This window comes from Variovorax sp. FW301-JW7 (genome assembly GCF_058788795.1).
In genome coordinates this window covers 1-14,436 of sequence record NZ_JBYTBC010000019.1, presented here as the reverse complement: position 1 = coordinate 14,436, position 14,436 = coordinate 1, and the positions used below count along the sequence as shown (strand labels likewise).

At 68.7% G+C, this 14,436-nt stretch carries 15 protein-coding genes and 1 pseudogene; 6 read left to right on the top strand and 10 right to left on the bottom strand.

The features are described 5' to 3' along the window. Positions 1–19: 19 nt before the first annotated feature. From soxX to AC3WQM_RS30015, 9 genes are all read right to left on the bottom strand, one after another. Complete coding sequence (gene soxX / locus AC3WQM_RS30055) at positions 20–673, bottom strand: sulfur oxidation c-type cytochrome SoxX (protein WP_095747116.1); 654 nt, start codon at positions 671–673, stop codon at positions 20–22. A 12-nt stretch (positions 674–685) separates the two neighbouring features. Continuing rightward, complete coding sequence (gene soxA, locus AC3WQM_RS30050; protein ID WP_062473848.1) at positions 686–1,489, bottom strand: sulfur oxidation c-type cytochrome SoxA; 804 nt, start codon at positions 1,487–1,489, stop codon at positions 686–688. Positions 1,490–1,564: 75 nt separating this feature from the next. Then, positions 1,565–1,876 carry a thiosulfate oxidation carrier complex protein SoxZ gene (gene soxZ, locus AC3WQM_RS30045; protein ID WP_172438442.1) on the bottom strand — a complete coding sequence of 104 codons (312 nt, stop codon included), beginning with the start codon at positions 1,874–1,876 and terminating at the stop codon, positions 1,565–1,567. Between the two features lie 45 nt (positions 1,877–1,921). Beyond that, entirely contained in the window at positions 1,922–2,380 is a 459-nt protein-coding gene (gene soxY, locus AC3WQM_RS30040; protein WP_492683605.1) for a thiosulfate oxidation carrier protein SoxY, read from the bottom strand. A gap of 19 nt (positions 2,381–2,399) precedes the next feature. Further along, positions 2,400–3,443: a c-type cytochrome gene (locus AC3WQM_RS30035; RefSeq protein WP_492683604.1), complete on the bottom strand. Its 1,044-nt coding sequence runs from the start codon at positions 3,441–3,443 to the stop codon at positions 2,400–2,402. Then, positions 3,427–4,791, bottom strand: coding sequence for a sulfite dehydrogenase (gene soxC, locus AC3WQM_RS30030; protein ID WP_492683603.1), 1,365 nt, complete (start codon positions 4,789–4,791; stop codon positions 3,427–3,429). The genes AC3WQM_RS30035 and soxC overlap by 17 nt, the downstream gene beginning before the upstream one ends. 19 nt (positions 4,792–4,810) lie before the next feature. Beyond that, a complete protein-coding gene (locus AC3WQM_RS30025; protein WP_101491419.1) occupies positions 4,811–5,128 on the bottom strand; it encodes a c-type cytochrome in 318 nt (105 codons plus the stop codon). A gap of 144 nt (positions 5,129–5,272) precedes the next feature. Then, positions 5,273–5,746, bottom strand: a complete 474-nt coding sequence (locus AC3WQM_RS30020; RefSeq protein WP_492683602.1) for a thioredoxin fold domain-containing protein — start codon at positions 5,744–5,746, stop codon at positions 5,273–5,275. Further along, positions 5,743–6,657, bottom strand: coding sequence for an MBL fold metallo-hydrolase (locus AC3WQM_RS30015; protein WP_492683601.1), 915 nt, complete (start codon positions 6,655–6,657; stop codon positions 5,743–5,745). The genes AC3WQM_RS30020 and AC3WQM_RS30015 overlap by 4 nt, the downstream gene beginning before the upstream one ends. Positions 6,658–6,813: 156 nt before the next feature. Here AC3WQM_RS30015 and AC3WQM_RS30010 point away from each other — a divergent pair, with 156 nt between their 5' ends. Further along, positions 6,814–7,227 (top strand): DsrE family protein, encoded by a 414-nt coding sequence (locus AC3WQM_RS30010; RefSeq protein WP_492683600.1) that lies wholly within the window; start codon positions 6,814–6,816, stop codon positions 7,225–7,227. Positions 7,228–7,264: 37 nt separating this feature from the next. On the opposite strand, the gene AC3WQM_RS30005 is transcribed toward AC3WQM_RS30010, so the two are convergent. Then, complete coding sequence (locus AC3WQM_RS30005) at positions 7,265–7,591, bottom strand: ArsR/SmtB family transcription factor (RefSeq protein ID WP_062473861.1); 327 nt, start codon at positions 7,589–7,591, stop codon at positions 7,265–7,267. A 287-nt stretch (positions 7,592–7,878) separates the two neighbouring features. Here AC3WQM_RS30005 and AC3WQM_RS30000 point away from each other — a divergent pair, with 287 nt between their 5' ends. From AC3WQM_RS30000 to AC3WQM_RS29980, 5 genes and pseudogenes are all read left to right on the top strand, one after another. Continuing rightward, positions 7,879–8,985: an efflux RND transporter periplasmic adaptor subunit gene (locus tag AC3WQM_RS30000; protein ID WP_492683599.1), complete on the top strand. Its 1,107-nt coding sequence runs from the start codon at positions 7,879–7,881 to the stop codon at positions 8,983–8,985. Continuing rightward, the gene (locus AC3WQM_RS29995) at positions 8,982–12,080 is read left to right on the top strand and encodes a MexW/MexI family multidrug efflux RND transporter permease subunit (protein WP_492683598.1); all 3,099 of its coding nucleotides are present in this window, start codon (positions 8,982–8,984) and stop codon (positions 12,078–12,080) included. The genes AC3WQM_RS30000 and AC3WQM_RS29995 overlap by 4 nt, the downstream gene beginning before the upstream one ends. 12 nt (positions 12,081–12,092) lie before the next feature. After that, positions 12,093–13,535 carry an efflux transporter outer membrane subunit gene (locus tag AC3WQM_RS29990; protein WP_492683597.1) on the top strand — a complete coding sequence of 481 codons (1,443 nt, stop codon included), beginning with the start codon at positions 12,093–12,095 and terminating at the stop codon, positions 13,533–13,535. A 35-nt stretch (positions 13,536–13,570) separates the two neighbouring features. Then, complete coding sequence (locus AC3WQM_RS29985; RefSeq protein ID WP_070063058.1) at positions 13,571–14,236, top strand: helix-turn-helix transcriptional regulator; 666 nt, start codon at positions 13,571–13,573, stop codon at positions 14,234–14,236. A 46-nt stretch (positions 14,237–14,282) separates the two neighbouring features. Next, a pseudogene (locus AC3WQM_RS29980) lies at positions 14,283–14,436 on the top strand (superoxide dismutase [Fe]); the annotation flags it as partial.

Below are 14,436 nucleotides of genomic sequence, written 5' to 3'. Positions count from 1 at the left end.
GAAGAGAGAGGCCGGGCGTTCAGCGGTTGACGGGAGACTGGGGGTCGAGCAGCAAGCCCATCACGTCGCGGATCTGCTTCTCGTTGAGGATGCCGGAGTGGCCGACGCGCGGCATGTTCGAGCAGGCGTTGTAGGCGCGCGCGTTCCACAGCTTGCCCCAGGTGTATTCGACGATGGGCTTGGACGCGGCGCTGGCCGGGTCGCTCACGCCGCGCAGCTTGCCGTAGTGGTACAGGCTCGGGCCGAGCGTGCCGAAGGAGATTTCTTCCTTCGACATCTGATGGCAGTTGTAGCAATTGCCGCCGTTGGCGGCGTTGGCCGCGTCGGTCCAGGTGAGGCCGCGGCCGTTCTGCGCGATCTTCTCGCCCTCGCGCCAGTCGCCGACGAACTTGCCATCGGAAGGCCAGCGCACGGTCTTCATGTTGGCGGCCTCGATCTCCTTGGTGCGCTGCTCATCGAGTGGCTTGCCGCTGGCCTCGGCTTCGCTGCACGCGAGGTTGGCCGGGTCTTGCACGAGGCGGTCGACCTTGGCGATGCCCTGGTCGCGGAAGGAACGCTGCAGCGCATCGGCGGTGAGCTTGTCGAGCTCGGCGGCGCTGTCGACGGACGCGCAACCGAACACGGTGAGCGCGCAAGCCACGGCGGCCAGGCCGAAGAAATGATCAGACTTCATGGCGTGGCTCCTTCAGCGCTTGATGGCCGGCGCGGTGGTCTTGCCGCCCTTGCCGTTGACGCCCATGTACACGGCCAGCGCCACGGTCACGTCGCTGGCGTAGCCCGGGTACGGAAAGCGCTGCTGGCGGAAGCAGTCGTTGAGACGGCGCTGCATGCCCCACAGCTCGCCCGACGACACGCGGTAGGCCGGCCAGGCGCCGAAGCCTTCACCGGCGCCGGGGTTCTTCGTGAGGTTGGGCAGGTCTTGCAGGCGGATGCGCTTGCCGTCGGCGCCGTGGCAGGTGGCGCAGGCAAAGTCGTGCGGGCCGGCGCGCAGGAAGAACAGGCGCTTGCCCACTTCGTAGGCGCGGCGTTCGCTCGCATGCGACTGCGGCAGGTTCAGCGGCAGGCCTTTCGATTCGGCCGAGATCCATGCCACCAGCCCCTCGAGGTTCTTCTGCTCGCCCTGGCCGAACGGCGTCTTGGCGATGGCGGCGGCGTCGAAGCCCTGCAGCGTTTCCATGCAGGTGAGCAGGCGCGACTCCATGTCCTGCACGCGGCCGGTGTCGGGAAAGTAGCGCGGCAATTCGGCGAACGCGCCCTTCACCACGCCCGGGCCCTTGCCGAGGTCGCACTTCTCCATCGACGCGGCCTTGGGGCCGCGCTTCTGTTTCCAGAGGTCTTCGCCCTTGGCCTCGAACAGTTCGGCGGGGTTGCCGTCCTGCAGCAGCGCGCGGTACTCGGCGATGCCTTCGGCCGTGGTCTTCTGCGCCGCGGCGGGCAGTGCGATGCTGCCGGCCAGCACCAGCAGGCTCAGGCATGTGGTTGTCCTCATGGGGCCGCCTTTTTTTCTCGTGGGGAACACAACACGCGAACGATCAATCGATCGCTCGCGTGGTCGAAGAAAGCGTCAGCTGACGGTGGCTTCGTCGGTGCGGGTGTCGCCGCGGTTGTCCTTCCAGGTCACGGCGATCTTGTCGCCGGCCTTCGCGCCCTTCAGCGTGAACTGCATGAAGGGGTTCTTCGACACCGCCGGGCCCCAGTCGGCCGTGAGCACGGTCTTGCCGTTGAGCGAGGCCGTGACCTCCTGGATGAACCAGGCGGGGATGGTCTTGCCGGCGGCGTCCTTGCGCTGGCCGGTTTCCATTTCGTGCGCCATGAGGATGCGCACGGTCGTCTTGTCGCCCGCGGCCTGGGCGCGGATGCGCATGGGATCTGCCATGGTGGTCTCCTTCTTCTCGTCGTGTTCTGTGTGTGAAGCCGTCGCTCAGCCGCCGCAGCCGCCGAGCGTGACCTTGACTTCCTTCTTGGCGAAGAGCGCCTTGCCGTCGTTCATGACCGCGATCGCGTACACGTCGGACGACTGGCCCAGCTTGGCGCGCGTGGTGAAGTTCGACTCGACGAACTCCGAGGTGTTGAAGATCGCGACCACGGCGTTGGGGTTCTTCTCGACCAGCAGCATGAGCTGCTTCACGCCGGGCAAGGCGGTGGCCACGCTGAGCGGCACCACGGCGCCGTTCTCGGCAATGTCGGGGCCGGTGATGGTGACGTCCTTGCTCTCGGTGGGCGCGCCGGTGACGCCGACGGCCTTGAGCGCATCGGCCACGCTCTTGGCGTCGAAGGCGTCTTTCGAATACGCGAGGGCGGTGGCGGGGAGCCAGCCGGCGGCGGCCGCCAGGCCTGCGAGGGCGGCGGACTGCGTGAGCATCTGTCTGCGGTTTTTCATGGGGTTGTCTCCTGTCGAATCATGGTCCGGCGCTGTCGGCGAGCCAGCGAGCGATGGCCTTGGCATCATCGTCGCCGAGGGTCTGCGGCGGCATCGGGATCGCCCCCCAGACACCGGTGCTGCCCGCCTTGATCTTCTGCAGCAAGTGGTCGGTCTGGCCGGGGTACTTTTTCGCGATGTCCGAGAAGGCGGGGCCGACGAGCTTCTGCGTCATGCCGTGGCAGGCGGTGCAGCTGTTCTTCTCGAGCAGCGCCACGGGCACTTTCGGTGCCGCGGCCGGTGCGCTGGTCTTCACGGCGGTGGGCGCCGCGGTGGCGATGCCGCGCTGCGCGCCCACCAACCGGTTCTGGTCGGCGAGGTTGCCGTGGCTGCCGCGCGCATGCGGCGGCAGTTGCGCGACGGACGACGCCGCCGGCACGCAGTCGCGCATGCAGGCCACCGCCGACACGTCGGGCTTGGCCGCGCGGCCGAACTCGCTGCCGGGCCACATCGCGTGCGCGGTGGTGCCGCCGTTGCGGTTGGGCATGCGGGCCTGCACCTCGCGGATGTTCTTGTCGGACAGCGTGAAGTCGTCGGGCACGATGCCGCCGAGGTTCAGCATGTAGGCGGTGACGGCGTACACGTCGTCGGGCGTCAGCGACTTGGGCTGGTTCCACGGCATGGCGCGGTACACGTAGTCCCACACGGTCGACAGGCTCGTGACCTTCATCAGCGTGGTGCGGCCCGGGAACGCCGGGTCTTTCAGGCGCGCGACGTGGCCGCTCTTGATGTCTTCGGCCGTGGTACCGCCGACGATGGGGCTGAACACCTGGTTCGATTCGCCGAACACGCCGTGACACGAGGCGCACTTGCCTTCCCACAGGTCCTGCCCGCGCGTGACCGAGCCCGAGCCGGGCGGCAGGCCCTTGAAGTCGGGGCGCACGTCGATGTCCCACGCGGCCACTTCCTTGGGCGTGGCGTCGCGGCCGATGCCGGCGTAGCCTGCCGTCTTGGGCTGTGCCCATGCGGCTGCGCCGCAAGCGAGGACCAGCAACAGCAGCGCGCGCTTAGGAAAGCTGGACATTCGCCACCTCCCCGTTCGCCTGCACCTGCCACGACTGGATGGCGTTGTTGTGATAGATCGAGCGCGTGCCGCGCACCGCGCGCAGCTGCTTGTAGCTGGGCTGCACGTAGCCGGTGTCGTCCATCGCGCGGCTCTGGATGATGGCGGGCGTGCCGTCCCACACCCAGTCGATGTTGAAGCGCGTGAGGCACTTCGAGAGCACGGGCGATTCGAGCCGCGCGGTGCGCCAGTTGCGCCCGCCGTCCACGCTCACGTCCACGCGCTTGACCTTGCCGCGGCCCGACCATGCGAGGCCGGTGATGTTGTAGAAGCCCTTGTCGAGCAGCATCTGCCCGCCCGAGGGCGTGGTCACGACGCTCTTGCATTCCTGGATGCTGGTGTACTGGCGGTGCTGGCCGTCGGGCATGAGGTCGACGTAGTGCACGGTCTCGTCCTTGGCGCCGTAGGGCTGGTCGCCGAGTTCGATGCGGCGCAGGTACTTGACCCAGCTCACGCCCTGCACGCCGGGCACCACGAGCCGCAGCGGGTAGCCCTGCTCGGGCCGCAGCATCTCGCCGTTCTGGCCGTAGGCCACGAGCACCTCGCCCGAGCGAATGAGGCTCATGGGAATGGTGCGCGTCATCGACGAACCGTCGGCCCCTTCGGCGAGCACGAAGCGCTCGCCCTTCAGATCGGCGCCCGCCATCTCGAGCAGCGTGATCAGCGGCACGCCGGTGAACTCGCTGCACGACAGCATGCCGTGCGTGTACTGGGCCGTGGGCACGGCGACGTTGCCCCACTCCATGCCGGTGTTGGCGCCGCATTCGATGAAGTGAAAGCGCGACACCGAGGGCAGGCGCATCAGCTCGTCGAGCGTGAAGACCTTCGGCGTCTTCACCATGCCGTTGACCATCAGGCGGTGCTTGGACGGATCGATGTCCCACCAGCCTTGGTGGTGCCGCTCGAAGTGCAGGCCGCTGGGCGTGACGATGCCGAACAGCGACTGCAGCGGCGCGAACGACACCGAGGCCTGCGCGGTCGGCGTGAGCCCCGGACTCTGGCGGCGCTGCACGTTGGCCTCGTATTTGGAAGGATTGCCATAGCCGTCGGTGACCACCGGCTGGCCGAGGCCCGTGCTGTGCGCGGGCAGGTTCAGGATAGCGGGGTCGCCGTCGCCCACGGCAGGGCGCGATTGCGCGAGCGCGGACGACGTTGCTGCTGTGCCTGCAACGGCTGCTGCGAAGGCGTTGCGGATGAAGTCGCGCCGCCCCTTGCCGGCTTCGGCGAAGACGGCGCGCACGCCTTGCGCGTCGAGAAAGTTCTCGGGTGCCTTGCGCACCTGCCCGGTCTGCTGGATGCTGCCGCTCATCGCGTCGCGTCCGTGGGCCTTACTTGGCGCCGCCCAACACCCAGGCGGCCAGCGCCTTGGCATCGGCCTCGCTCATCGCGGGTTGCGCGGGCATGGGCACGGCGCCCCACTTGCCGGTGCTGCCCTTCTGGATGCTCGCGGTGAGCACGGCGAGCGCGTCGGCCTGGCCGGTGTACTTCTTCGCGACGTCGAGGTAGGCCGGGCCGACCAGCTTCTTGTCGACTGCGTGGCAGGCGAGGCAGGCGTTCTTCTGGGCCAGTTCCTTGTTGGCAAGGGCCGGTGTCGACAGCAGCAAGGCGGTGACAGCGACGGCGAGCGACGGCAACAGCAACTTCAATTCGGTCTCCTCGAAACGCGCCCCGAAGCGGCCGGTTTCATCGTTAAATAAGTAAATCGCTATGTATTGATTTTAGGGACGATCGTGAACAAGGGAAGGGCTTTGCTCTTGGGGGAAACCCGTTCGGTTTCGCCATGCATAACGTCAGCCGCGCACGGCGGTGCGTGCTTGCTGCAGGCGTGTGTCGAGGTAGGCGCCGTAGAAGTCCGAGTCGCCGCCGGTCAAGCGCTCGGCGACCTCGCGGCCGTTGCGGCCGAAGAAGAGCACGGTCGGCGCGACGCTGACGTGCCACGCCTTGATGAGTGCGTCGTGCGTGCGTGTTGAACCGTCGAAGTCGCGCACGGTGCGCGCGTCGCGAAAGTCGATCTGCACCACGGGCAGGCCCGCGGCGAGTTCGGGCATGAGGTAGTGCTCGCGCACGATCTTGCAGAAGGGACAGCCGTGCAGGCTGGCCATGACGACCAGCGGTTGCGCGCGGGCCAGCGCCGCGGCGAGCGCACCGGCCAGCGAGACGGGCGCGGGCAGTTGCTGCACCTCAGCCGCATGCACCGCCACCGGCGCCACGCACCACGCAGCGAGACCCGCGAGAAGCTGCCGGCGCGTGCGGTCGCCGCTCATCGCGCCTCCTGCTCCAGCAGCAGGTAGGTGTTGTAGGCGTTCATGCGGTTGGCCACCTTGAACAGCGGCCAGGCCTCGAAGCGCGACCAGTCGGTGGCGGCGTAGGCCTCGTCGAAGGGCGTCATCTCGGTGGCGGCCTTCTGCATCGCGCCGCGCAGGAAGACGAGGTAGTCGCGCGTCTGCCGCAGGTCTTGCGCCGGGTCGTCCGACGCGGGGCCGTGGCCCGGCACGATGGTGCGTGCGTCGAGCGCGAGCAGCGCGTCGAGCGACGCGATCCAGTGCCGGCTGTCGGCCGAGCCCACGTAGGGCGTGCGGTTGCGGAACACGATGTCGCCGGTGAACAGCACCTTCTGCTGCGGCAAAAAGATGGCCAGGTCTTCGGGCGTGTGCGCGGGGCCGGCGGGCTGGATCACGAAGCGCGTGCCGCCGATGGTGAGCTCGGTGCGCCCGTCGATCCACACGTCGGCCGGCACCAGCCGCGTGCGCTCGTCGATCCACGGCGCGAGTTCCTGGCGCGAGGCCTCGAGCCGCAGCCGCGCGGTGTCGGACGTGAGGTAGCTCTTGCCCCGCGCGTGCGCCACGATCTGCGCGCCCAGCGCCTTGAACACCTGCAGGCCGTAGATGTGGTCGGCGTGGTAATGCGTGAGGATGACGTGGCTGATCGGCTTGGGCGTGAGCTTGCGGATCTCTTCCACCATGCGCTCGGCGACGGCGGGCGAGCCGAGCGCGTCGATCATCACGACGCTGTCGCGCGTGACGACGAAGCCGGCGTTGGAGATGAAGTTCTGGTTCTCCTTCGAGCCCAGCGCGGGGATGCCCTGCACGTAGTAGATGTCGGGCGCCACCGGCAGCGGGCGGATCTCGGGCGCGGCGAACGCGGCACTGGCGCTCAGCCAGAGCGCAGCGCACATCAACAGCGCCTTCGCGCGAACGGCGGTGGGCCGGCACGGGAACATCGTGGGTCGTCTCCTGCGGGCTGGGCGGCGAGGGCCGCGGGCTTGCCCGGCTGTAAATATAAGCAGAAGATGATATTTTGCGGGCAACGACAACAGCCAGAGGGTTTCCCCATGAGACACGCATTCATCGCTTTCCTGCTCGCCATGGTCGCCACGTTCGCGGGCGCGCAGGAGACCAAGGTGGTCTACCACGTCAACACCGGCGTGGAGAGCAGCGCCGCCATCCTGGCGAACATCACGAACCACCTGAACGCCGACCCGAAGGCGAAGATCGTGGTGGTCACGCACGGCCCCGGCATCGACTTCCTGCTGAACGACGCCAAGGACAGCAAGGGCCGCGAATTCAGCGGCCCGGTGAGCGTACTGGCGGGGCGCGGCGTGGAGTTCAAGGTGTGCAACAACACGCTGACCACGCGCAACATCGACGCGAGCAAGCTGCTGATGGAAACCAAGGTGGTGCCCTCGGGCGTGGCCGAGGTGGCGCGGCTGCAGGCGAAGGAAGGCTACGTCTACCTGAAGCCCTGAGGCGCGAAAGCCGGCTGACGCCGGCCTTCTTCTCTTCTTATTCCTGTTCGATGGCGATCTGCACGCAGATGCTGCGGCACAGCGCCACCACGGTTTCGTTCGCGATGCTGTAGTAGATGCTCACGCCGTCGCGGCGTCGTGCGAGCACGCCCGCTTGGTAGAGCGTGTTCAGGTGCTGCGACATGTTGGGCTGCGTGGTGTCGATCTGCGCGAGCAGCTCGCTCACGTTCTTCTCGCCGTTGCACAGCAGGCTCACGATCTTCAGCCGCATGGGCGCGGCCATGGCCCGGAACAGGTCGGCGGCCATGTCGAAGACCTCGTCCTCGGTGACAGCCGCGGACTTCTTACGGGGTTTGGTGGCCATGCTGAATAGGTTCATGCGCAGGTCGCAATGTACATCGGCGCCTGGCGCAGCGAGCGATGTCCCGGCGGCCGTACGGCGATTGCACGCGCCCGCCGCGTCACAAAAGCGACGCACTGCCCGTCTTCGGGGTGCGGGGATGTCCCCGCGCAACCACCCGGAGCACCCCGCATGCACGCCACGCCAAAGATAGCCCTGCCCTATCGGGGCCATTGCCACGTCTTTCTCGACAGCGTTCGGACGCGATCTAATAATCAAAGCACTTTCTTTGATAAAAAAGCAGGTTGCGTATGAACAAACAAACCAGGACCTGGCTCGGCGCCGGTCTCACGGTCGCGGTGCTGGGCGCGGCGGGCTACGGGCTCGTGGCGAAGTTCCAGCCGGCCCATGCACAGGGCGGCGCCATGCCGCCGGCCAAGGTGGCGGTGGCCCCCGCACGGCAGACCGAGATGGCGCGCTTTCTCGGCGGCATCGGCACGCTGGAGGCCAACCGGCAGGTCGAGGTGCCGGCCGAGGTGGAGGGACGGGTCGCGAAGATCCTGTTCACGCCGGGCGCGCAGGTGCGTGCCGGCCAGCTGCTGGTGCAGCTGAACGACGCGCCCGAGCAGGGCGACCTCGAACGGCTGCGCGCCCAGCAGGCCAATGCCAGGGCTCTGCTCGAACGCACGCGCCGCCTGCTGCCGCAGCAGGCCGCCACGCAGGAGCAGATGGAACAGGCGCAAGCCGCCTTCGACCAGGCCAGCGGCGAGCTGCGCCGCGTGCAGGCGCTCATCGAGCAGAAGCACATCAAGGCGCCGTTCGACGGCGTGCTGGGCATCCGCAAGGTCAACCTCGGCCAGTTCGTGCGCGCCGGCGATGCGCTGGTGTCGCTCACCGATGCGCGCACGCTGTTCGCCAACCTCACGCTGCCCGAGAACGCGCTGCCGGCGCTCAAGCGCAACCAGGCGGTGGCGCTCGCGGTCGATGCCTACCCGGGCCGCGTGTTCCCCGCGAAGCTCAGCGCCATCGAGCCCATGATCGGCAGCGACACGCGCACCGTGCGGCTGCAGGCCACGGTCGACAACGCCGACGGCGCGCTCACGCCCGGCATGTACGTCAACGCCAAGGTGGCGCTGCCCGCGCGCGCCGACGCCATCGCGGTGCCTGAAACCGCCATCACCTACAGCACGCACGGCGACTCGGTGTTCGTGGTGCGCGCCGGCGACAAGGGCGACGGCTTCTCGGTGCAGCAGGTGTTCGTGAAGACCGGCGAGCGGCAAGATGGCCTGGTGGTTGTCGAGCAAGGCCTGAAGGCCGGCGAGCAGGTCGTCACCTCGGGCCAGCTGCGCCTGTACAACGGCGCGGCCGTGGCCCCGGCAGCGAAGGACACGCTGGCCCTCACGGAGCCGAAGTCATGAAGTTCACCGACCTCTTCGTGCGCCGGCCCGTGCTGGCGCTGGTGGTGAGCACGCTCATCCTGCTGCTCGGCGCGCGTGCGCTGGGCGACCTGCCGGTGCGCCAGTACCCGCTCACCGAGAGCACCACGCTCACCATCACCACGCAGTACCCCGGCGCCTCGCCGGAGCTGATGCAGGGCTTCGTCACGCAGCCCATCGCGCAGGCGGTGGCGACCATCGAGAACGTCGATTACCTCTCGTCGTCGTCCACGCTGGGCCGCAGCGTGATCAGCGTGCGCATGAAGCTCAACGCCGACGCCAACCAGGCGCTCACGCAGGCGATGGCGCAGGTCAGCCAGGTGAAGTACCGGCTGCCGGCCGAGGCCTTCGACCCGGTGATCCTCAAGTCGGCGGGCGAGGCCACGGCCGTCGCGTACGTGGGCTTCTCGAGCAAGACCATGCCCGTGCCGCAGCTCACCGACTACCTCTCGCGCGTGGTGCAGCCGCAGTTCGCGTCGATCGAGGGCGTCTCGGGCGTCGAGGTGTCGGGCGGGCAGACGCTGGCGATGCGCGTGTGGCTGGACGCCAACCGCATGGCCGCGCGCGGCATCTCGGCCGGCGAGCTGGCCGACGCGCTGCGCCAGAACAACGTGCAGGCCGCACCCGGGCAGGTGAAGGGCCTGTACGTGGTGTCGAACATCCGCGTGAACACCGACCTGGTGAACGTGGCCGAGTTCCGCGACATGGTCATCAAGCGCGACGGTGATGCCATCGTGCGCCTGGGCGACGTGGCCACGGTAGAGCTCGGCGCGGCCAGCGCCGACAGCAGCGCGACCATGGACGGCGACAAGGCCATCTACCTGGGCCTGCAGGCCGCGCCCAACGGCAACCCGCTGGTGATCGTGAAGCGCATCCGCGACCTGCTGCCCGGCATCAAGCAGAACCTGCCGCCGGGCGTGGAGGTGCAGCTGCCCTTCGAGCTGGCGCGCTTCATCGAGGCCTCGATCGACGAGGTGCAGAAGACGCTGCTCGAAGCCATCGCCATCGTGGTGCTGGTGATCTTCCTGTGCCTGGGCTCGCTGCGCGCGGTGCTCATTCCGGTGGTGACGATTCCGCTGTCGATGCTGGGCGCGGCGGCGCTGATGCTGCTGTTCGGCTTCAGCATCAACCTGCTCACGCTGCTGGCGATGGTGCTGGCCATCGGCCTGGTGGTGGACGACGCCATCGTGGTGGTCGAAAACGTGCACCGCCACATCGAAGAAGGCAAGTCGCGCGTGCAGGCCGCGCTGATCGGCGCGCGCGAAGTGGCCGGCCCGGTGATCGCGATGACGCTCACGCTGGCCGCGGTGTACGCGCCCATCGGCCTCATGGGCGGGCTCACGGGGTCGCTGTTCAAGGAGTTCGCCTTCACGCTGGCGGGCGCGGTGGTGGTGTCGGGCGTGATCGCGCTCACGCTGTCGCCGGTGATGAGCTCGTTCCTGCTGCCGCAGGACGCCACGGCAGGCCGCATGGCGCGTTATGCCGAGGCCTTCTTCCACAAGCTGGCCACGGCCTACGGGCGGCTGCTCGACGTGTCGCTGCACCACCGCTGGGTCACGGGCCTGCTGGCCGCGGCCGTGCTCGTGAGCCTGCCCTTTTTGTACAACGCGGCGCAGCGCGAACTGGCGCCGGGCGAAGACCAGGCGATGGTGATGACCGTCATCAAGTCGCCGCAGCACGCCAACATCGACTACGTCGAAAAGTTCGGCCAGAAGTGGGACGAGGTGCTGGCCAAGCTGCCCGAGAACACCGGCCGCTGGCTCATCAACGGCTCGGACGGCGTCTCCAACAGCATCGGCGGCGTGCAGCTGTCCGACTGGAACGCTCGCCAGCGCAACGCCGACCAGATCCAGGGCGACGTGCAGGGAGGCATGAACGAGGTCGAGGGCAGCAGCGTGTTCGCCTTTCAGCTGCCGTCGCTTCCCGGTTCGACCGGTGGGCTTCCGGTGCAGATGGTGATCCGCAGCGCGGGCGACCACCGCAGCGTGTTCGAGGCGATGGAGACGCTGAAGAAGGCGGCGCGCGAGAGCGGCAAGTTCGCCGTGGTCGACAGCGACCTGGAGTTCAACAACCCCGTGACCGAAGTGCGCGTGGACCGCGCCAAGGCCAACAGCATGGGCGTGACCATGAAGGCCATCGGCGACACGCTGGCCGTGCTGGTGGGTGAGAACTACGTCAACCGCTTCGGCATGGACGGCCGCTCGTACGACGTGATCCCGCAGTCGCCGCGCGACCAGCGGCTCACGGCCGAGGCTCTGTCGCGCTACTTCGTGAAGAGCGCGAGCGGCCAGCCCGTGCCGCTGGCCAACCTGGTGACGCTGTCGACCAGCGTCGGGCCCAACAAGCTCACGCAGTTCAACCAGCTCAACGCCGCGACCTTCCAGGCCATTCCGATGCCGGGCGTGACCATGGGCGACGCCGTGGCGTTCCTGAGCGAAGAGGCGAAGAAGCTGCCGGCCGGCTTCAGCTACGACTGGCAGTCGGACGCGCGCCAGTTCACGCAGGAAGGCTCTGCCCTGGTGATGGCCTTCGTGTTCGCGATCGTGGTGATCTACCTGGTGCTGGCCGCGCAGTACGAGAGCCTGCGCGACCCGCTGATCATCCTGGTCAGCGTGCCGATGTCGATCTGCGGCGCGCTGGTGCCGCTGGCGCTGGGCTTTGCCACCATCAACATCTACACGCAGATCGGGCTGGTGACGCTCATCGGGCTCATCAGCAAGCACGGCATCCTGATGGTGGAGTTCGCCAACGAGATCCAGGAGCGCCTGAACCTGGAGCGCCGCGCCGCCATCGAGCAGGCCGCGCGCATCCGGCTGCGCCCGATCCTGATGACCACGGCCGCGATGGTGGTGGGCCTGGTGCCGCTGCTGTTCGCCAGCGGCGCGGGCGCCAACAGCCGCTTCAGCATCGGACTGGTGATCGTGGTCGGCATGCTGGTGGGCACGCTGTTCACGCTGTTCGTGCTGCCCACCATGTACACGCTGCTGGCGCGCGACCACCGCACGGTGGGCCGCTCGCAGCGTGCCGCCGAACTCGAGGCGCTGGTGGCGCGCGAGCCCGCGGGCGACACCGTCTGAGACACCGGGAGCATGACCATGACGACAAGAAGACCCTTCTCCTACGCTGCACCGTTCGCCCTCAGCCTGCTGGTGCTGGCCGGCTGCGCGGTCGGGCCGAAGTACGCCGCGCCGAACGACGCGCCGGTGGCCATCGCCGCCCCCGAGCGCGCGCTGTTCGCGCCCGACGCAGTGCAGCGCGACTGGTGGCGCCAGCTCGACGACCCGCAGCTCGACGCGCTCATCGAACGCGCACTGGCCGGCAACCACGACATCCGCATCGCCCACGCACGGCTGCTGGAAGCGCGTGCGATGCAGACCGAGGCCGAGCTCGACCGCCTGCCCGTGGTGACGCTGGGCGCCAGCAAGACGCGCAGCATCGCCCAGGGCAACGGTGTGCCGGCCGACGCCCGCACGCTGGCCCAGAGCAGCCGCGCCGGCTTCGACGCCGGCTGGGAGATCGACCTGTTCGGCCGCCTGCAGCGCCTCGACGAAGCCGCCACCGCGCGCGCCCAGGCCAGCGCGGCCGACCTCGAACAGGTGCGCATCGTGGCCGTGGCCGAACTGGCGCGCAACTACTACGAGATGCGTGGCGCCGAGCAGCGCCTGGCCGTGACGCAGCGCACCCTCGAGAGCCTGCGCCTGAGCCTGCGCGTGACCGAGGCGCAGGTGCGCACCGGGCGCGGCCTCGAAGGCGACCTGGCGAGCGCGCAGGCCAACCTGGCCAGCACCGAGAGCCAGCTGCCCGCGCTCGAGACCACGCGCCGCCAGGCCGCGCACCGCGTCGCCGTGCTGGCGGGCCTGCGCCCGGCCGAGCTGGCGCCCATGCTCCAGCCGCACCCGCTGCGCGTGCTCGACAAGCGCCTGCCCATCGGCGACCTGGGCGAACTGCTGCGCCGCCGGCCCGACGTGCTGCGCGCCGAGCGCGGCCTGGCCGCCAGCACCGCCGACGTGGGCGCGGCCACGGCCGAGCTGTACCCGCGCGTCGACATCGGCGGCTTCCTGGGCTTCATCGCGCTGCGCGGGGCCGACCTGGGCAGTTCGTCGAGCCGCGCCTTCAGCGTCACGCCCGGCGTGAGCTGGCCCGCGTGGCGGCTGGGCTCGGTCAAGGCCCGCCTGCGCGGCGCCGAGGCCCGTGCCGAGGGCGAGCGCGCCGTCTACGAACAGACCGTGCTGCGCGCCATCGAGGACGTCGAAAGCGCCCTCACCGGCTACGGCCAGAACCAGCTGCGCCTGCAACGGCTGCTGGAGGCCTCGGCCCGCAGCGGCCGCGCCGCCGAGCTGGCCGAAGTGCGCTACCGCGAAGGCGCCGCACCCTACCTGAGCGTGCTCGACGCGCAGCGCACCCTGCTGCGCGCGCAGGATGCCGTGGCCGAGGCCGAAACCGCTTCGTTCACCAGCCTCGTCGCGCTTTACAAAGCGCTCGGCGGAGGGTGGCAAGCGCCCACAGATGTGAGGGGAGGCCCAACCACCTGACAATGACGCTGTTTTTCCCCACGACCGAAGCTGCCATGTCCGCCCCCGATGCCACCAAGCCCACCTGGATGCCGCACCAGCCGGCAGACCGCATCCTCTCCACGCTGAAGACCCGTGGCGCGCTCGGCATCCCCGACATCGCCAAGGTGCTGCACGTGACGGTCGAGGCGGTGCGCCAGCAGATGTCCAAGCTCGAGACCGAAGGGCTGGTGGACGCCGAGAGCCGCTCCAGCGGCCGCGGCCGTCCGACCCAGATCTGGCGGCTCACCGGCGAGGGCCACAGGCGCTTTCCCGACACGCACGCCGAGATGACGGTGCAGATGATCAGCGCCGTGATCAGCGTGTTCGGCGAAAAGGGCATGGACCAGCTCATCGGCGCGCGCGAAGCCACGATGCGCGCCACCTACACCGAGGCCATGCGCGGCGCGCGCAACCTCGAGACGCGGCTCGAGCGGCTCGCGGACATCCGCAGCCGCGAGGGCTACATGGCCGAGTACCGCGCCGAGGGCGACGGCTTTCTCTTCATCGAGAACCACTGCCCCATCTGCACCGCGGCGCAGGCCTGCACGGGCTTTTGCCGCAGCGAGCTGCAGCTCTTCGACGAGGTGCTGGGGCCCGAGGCCGACGTGAGCCGTGTCGAGCACGTGCTCGCGGGCGCGCGGCGCTGCGCCTACCGCATCGTGCCCAAGGCCCGCGCCTGAGCCATCCTTTTGTTTTTATCCACCAACTAGAAAGAAAGACTCCACCATGGAACACACCCTTCCCCCGCTGCCGTACGCCATCGACGCGCTGGCTCCCGAGTATTCGAAGGAAACGCTCGAGTACCACCACGGCAAGCACCACAACGCCTACGTGGTGAACCTGAACAACCTGCAAAAGGGCACCGAGTTCGAAGCGATGA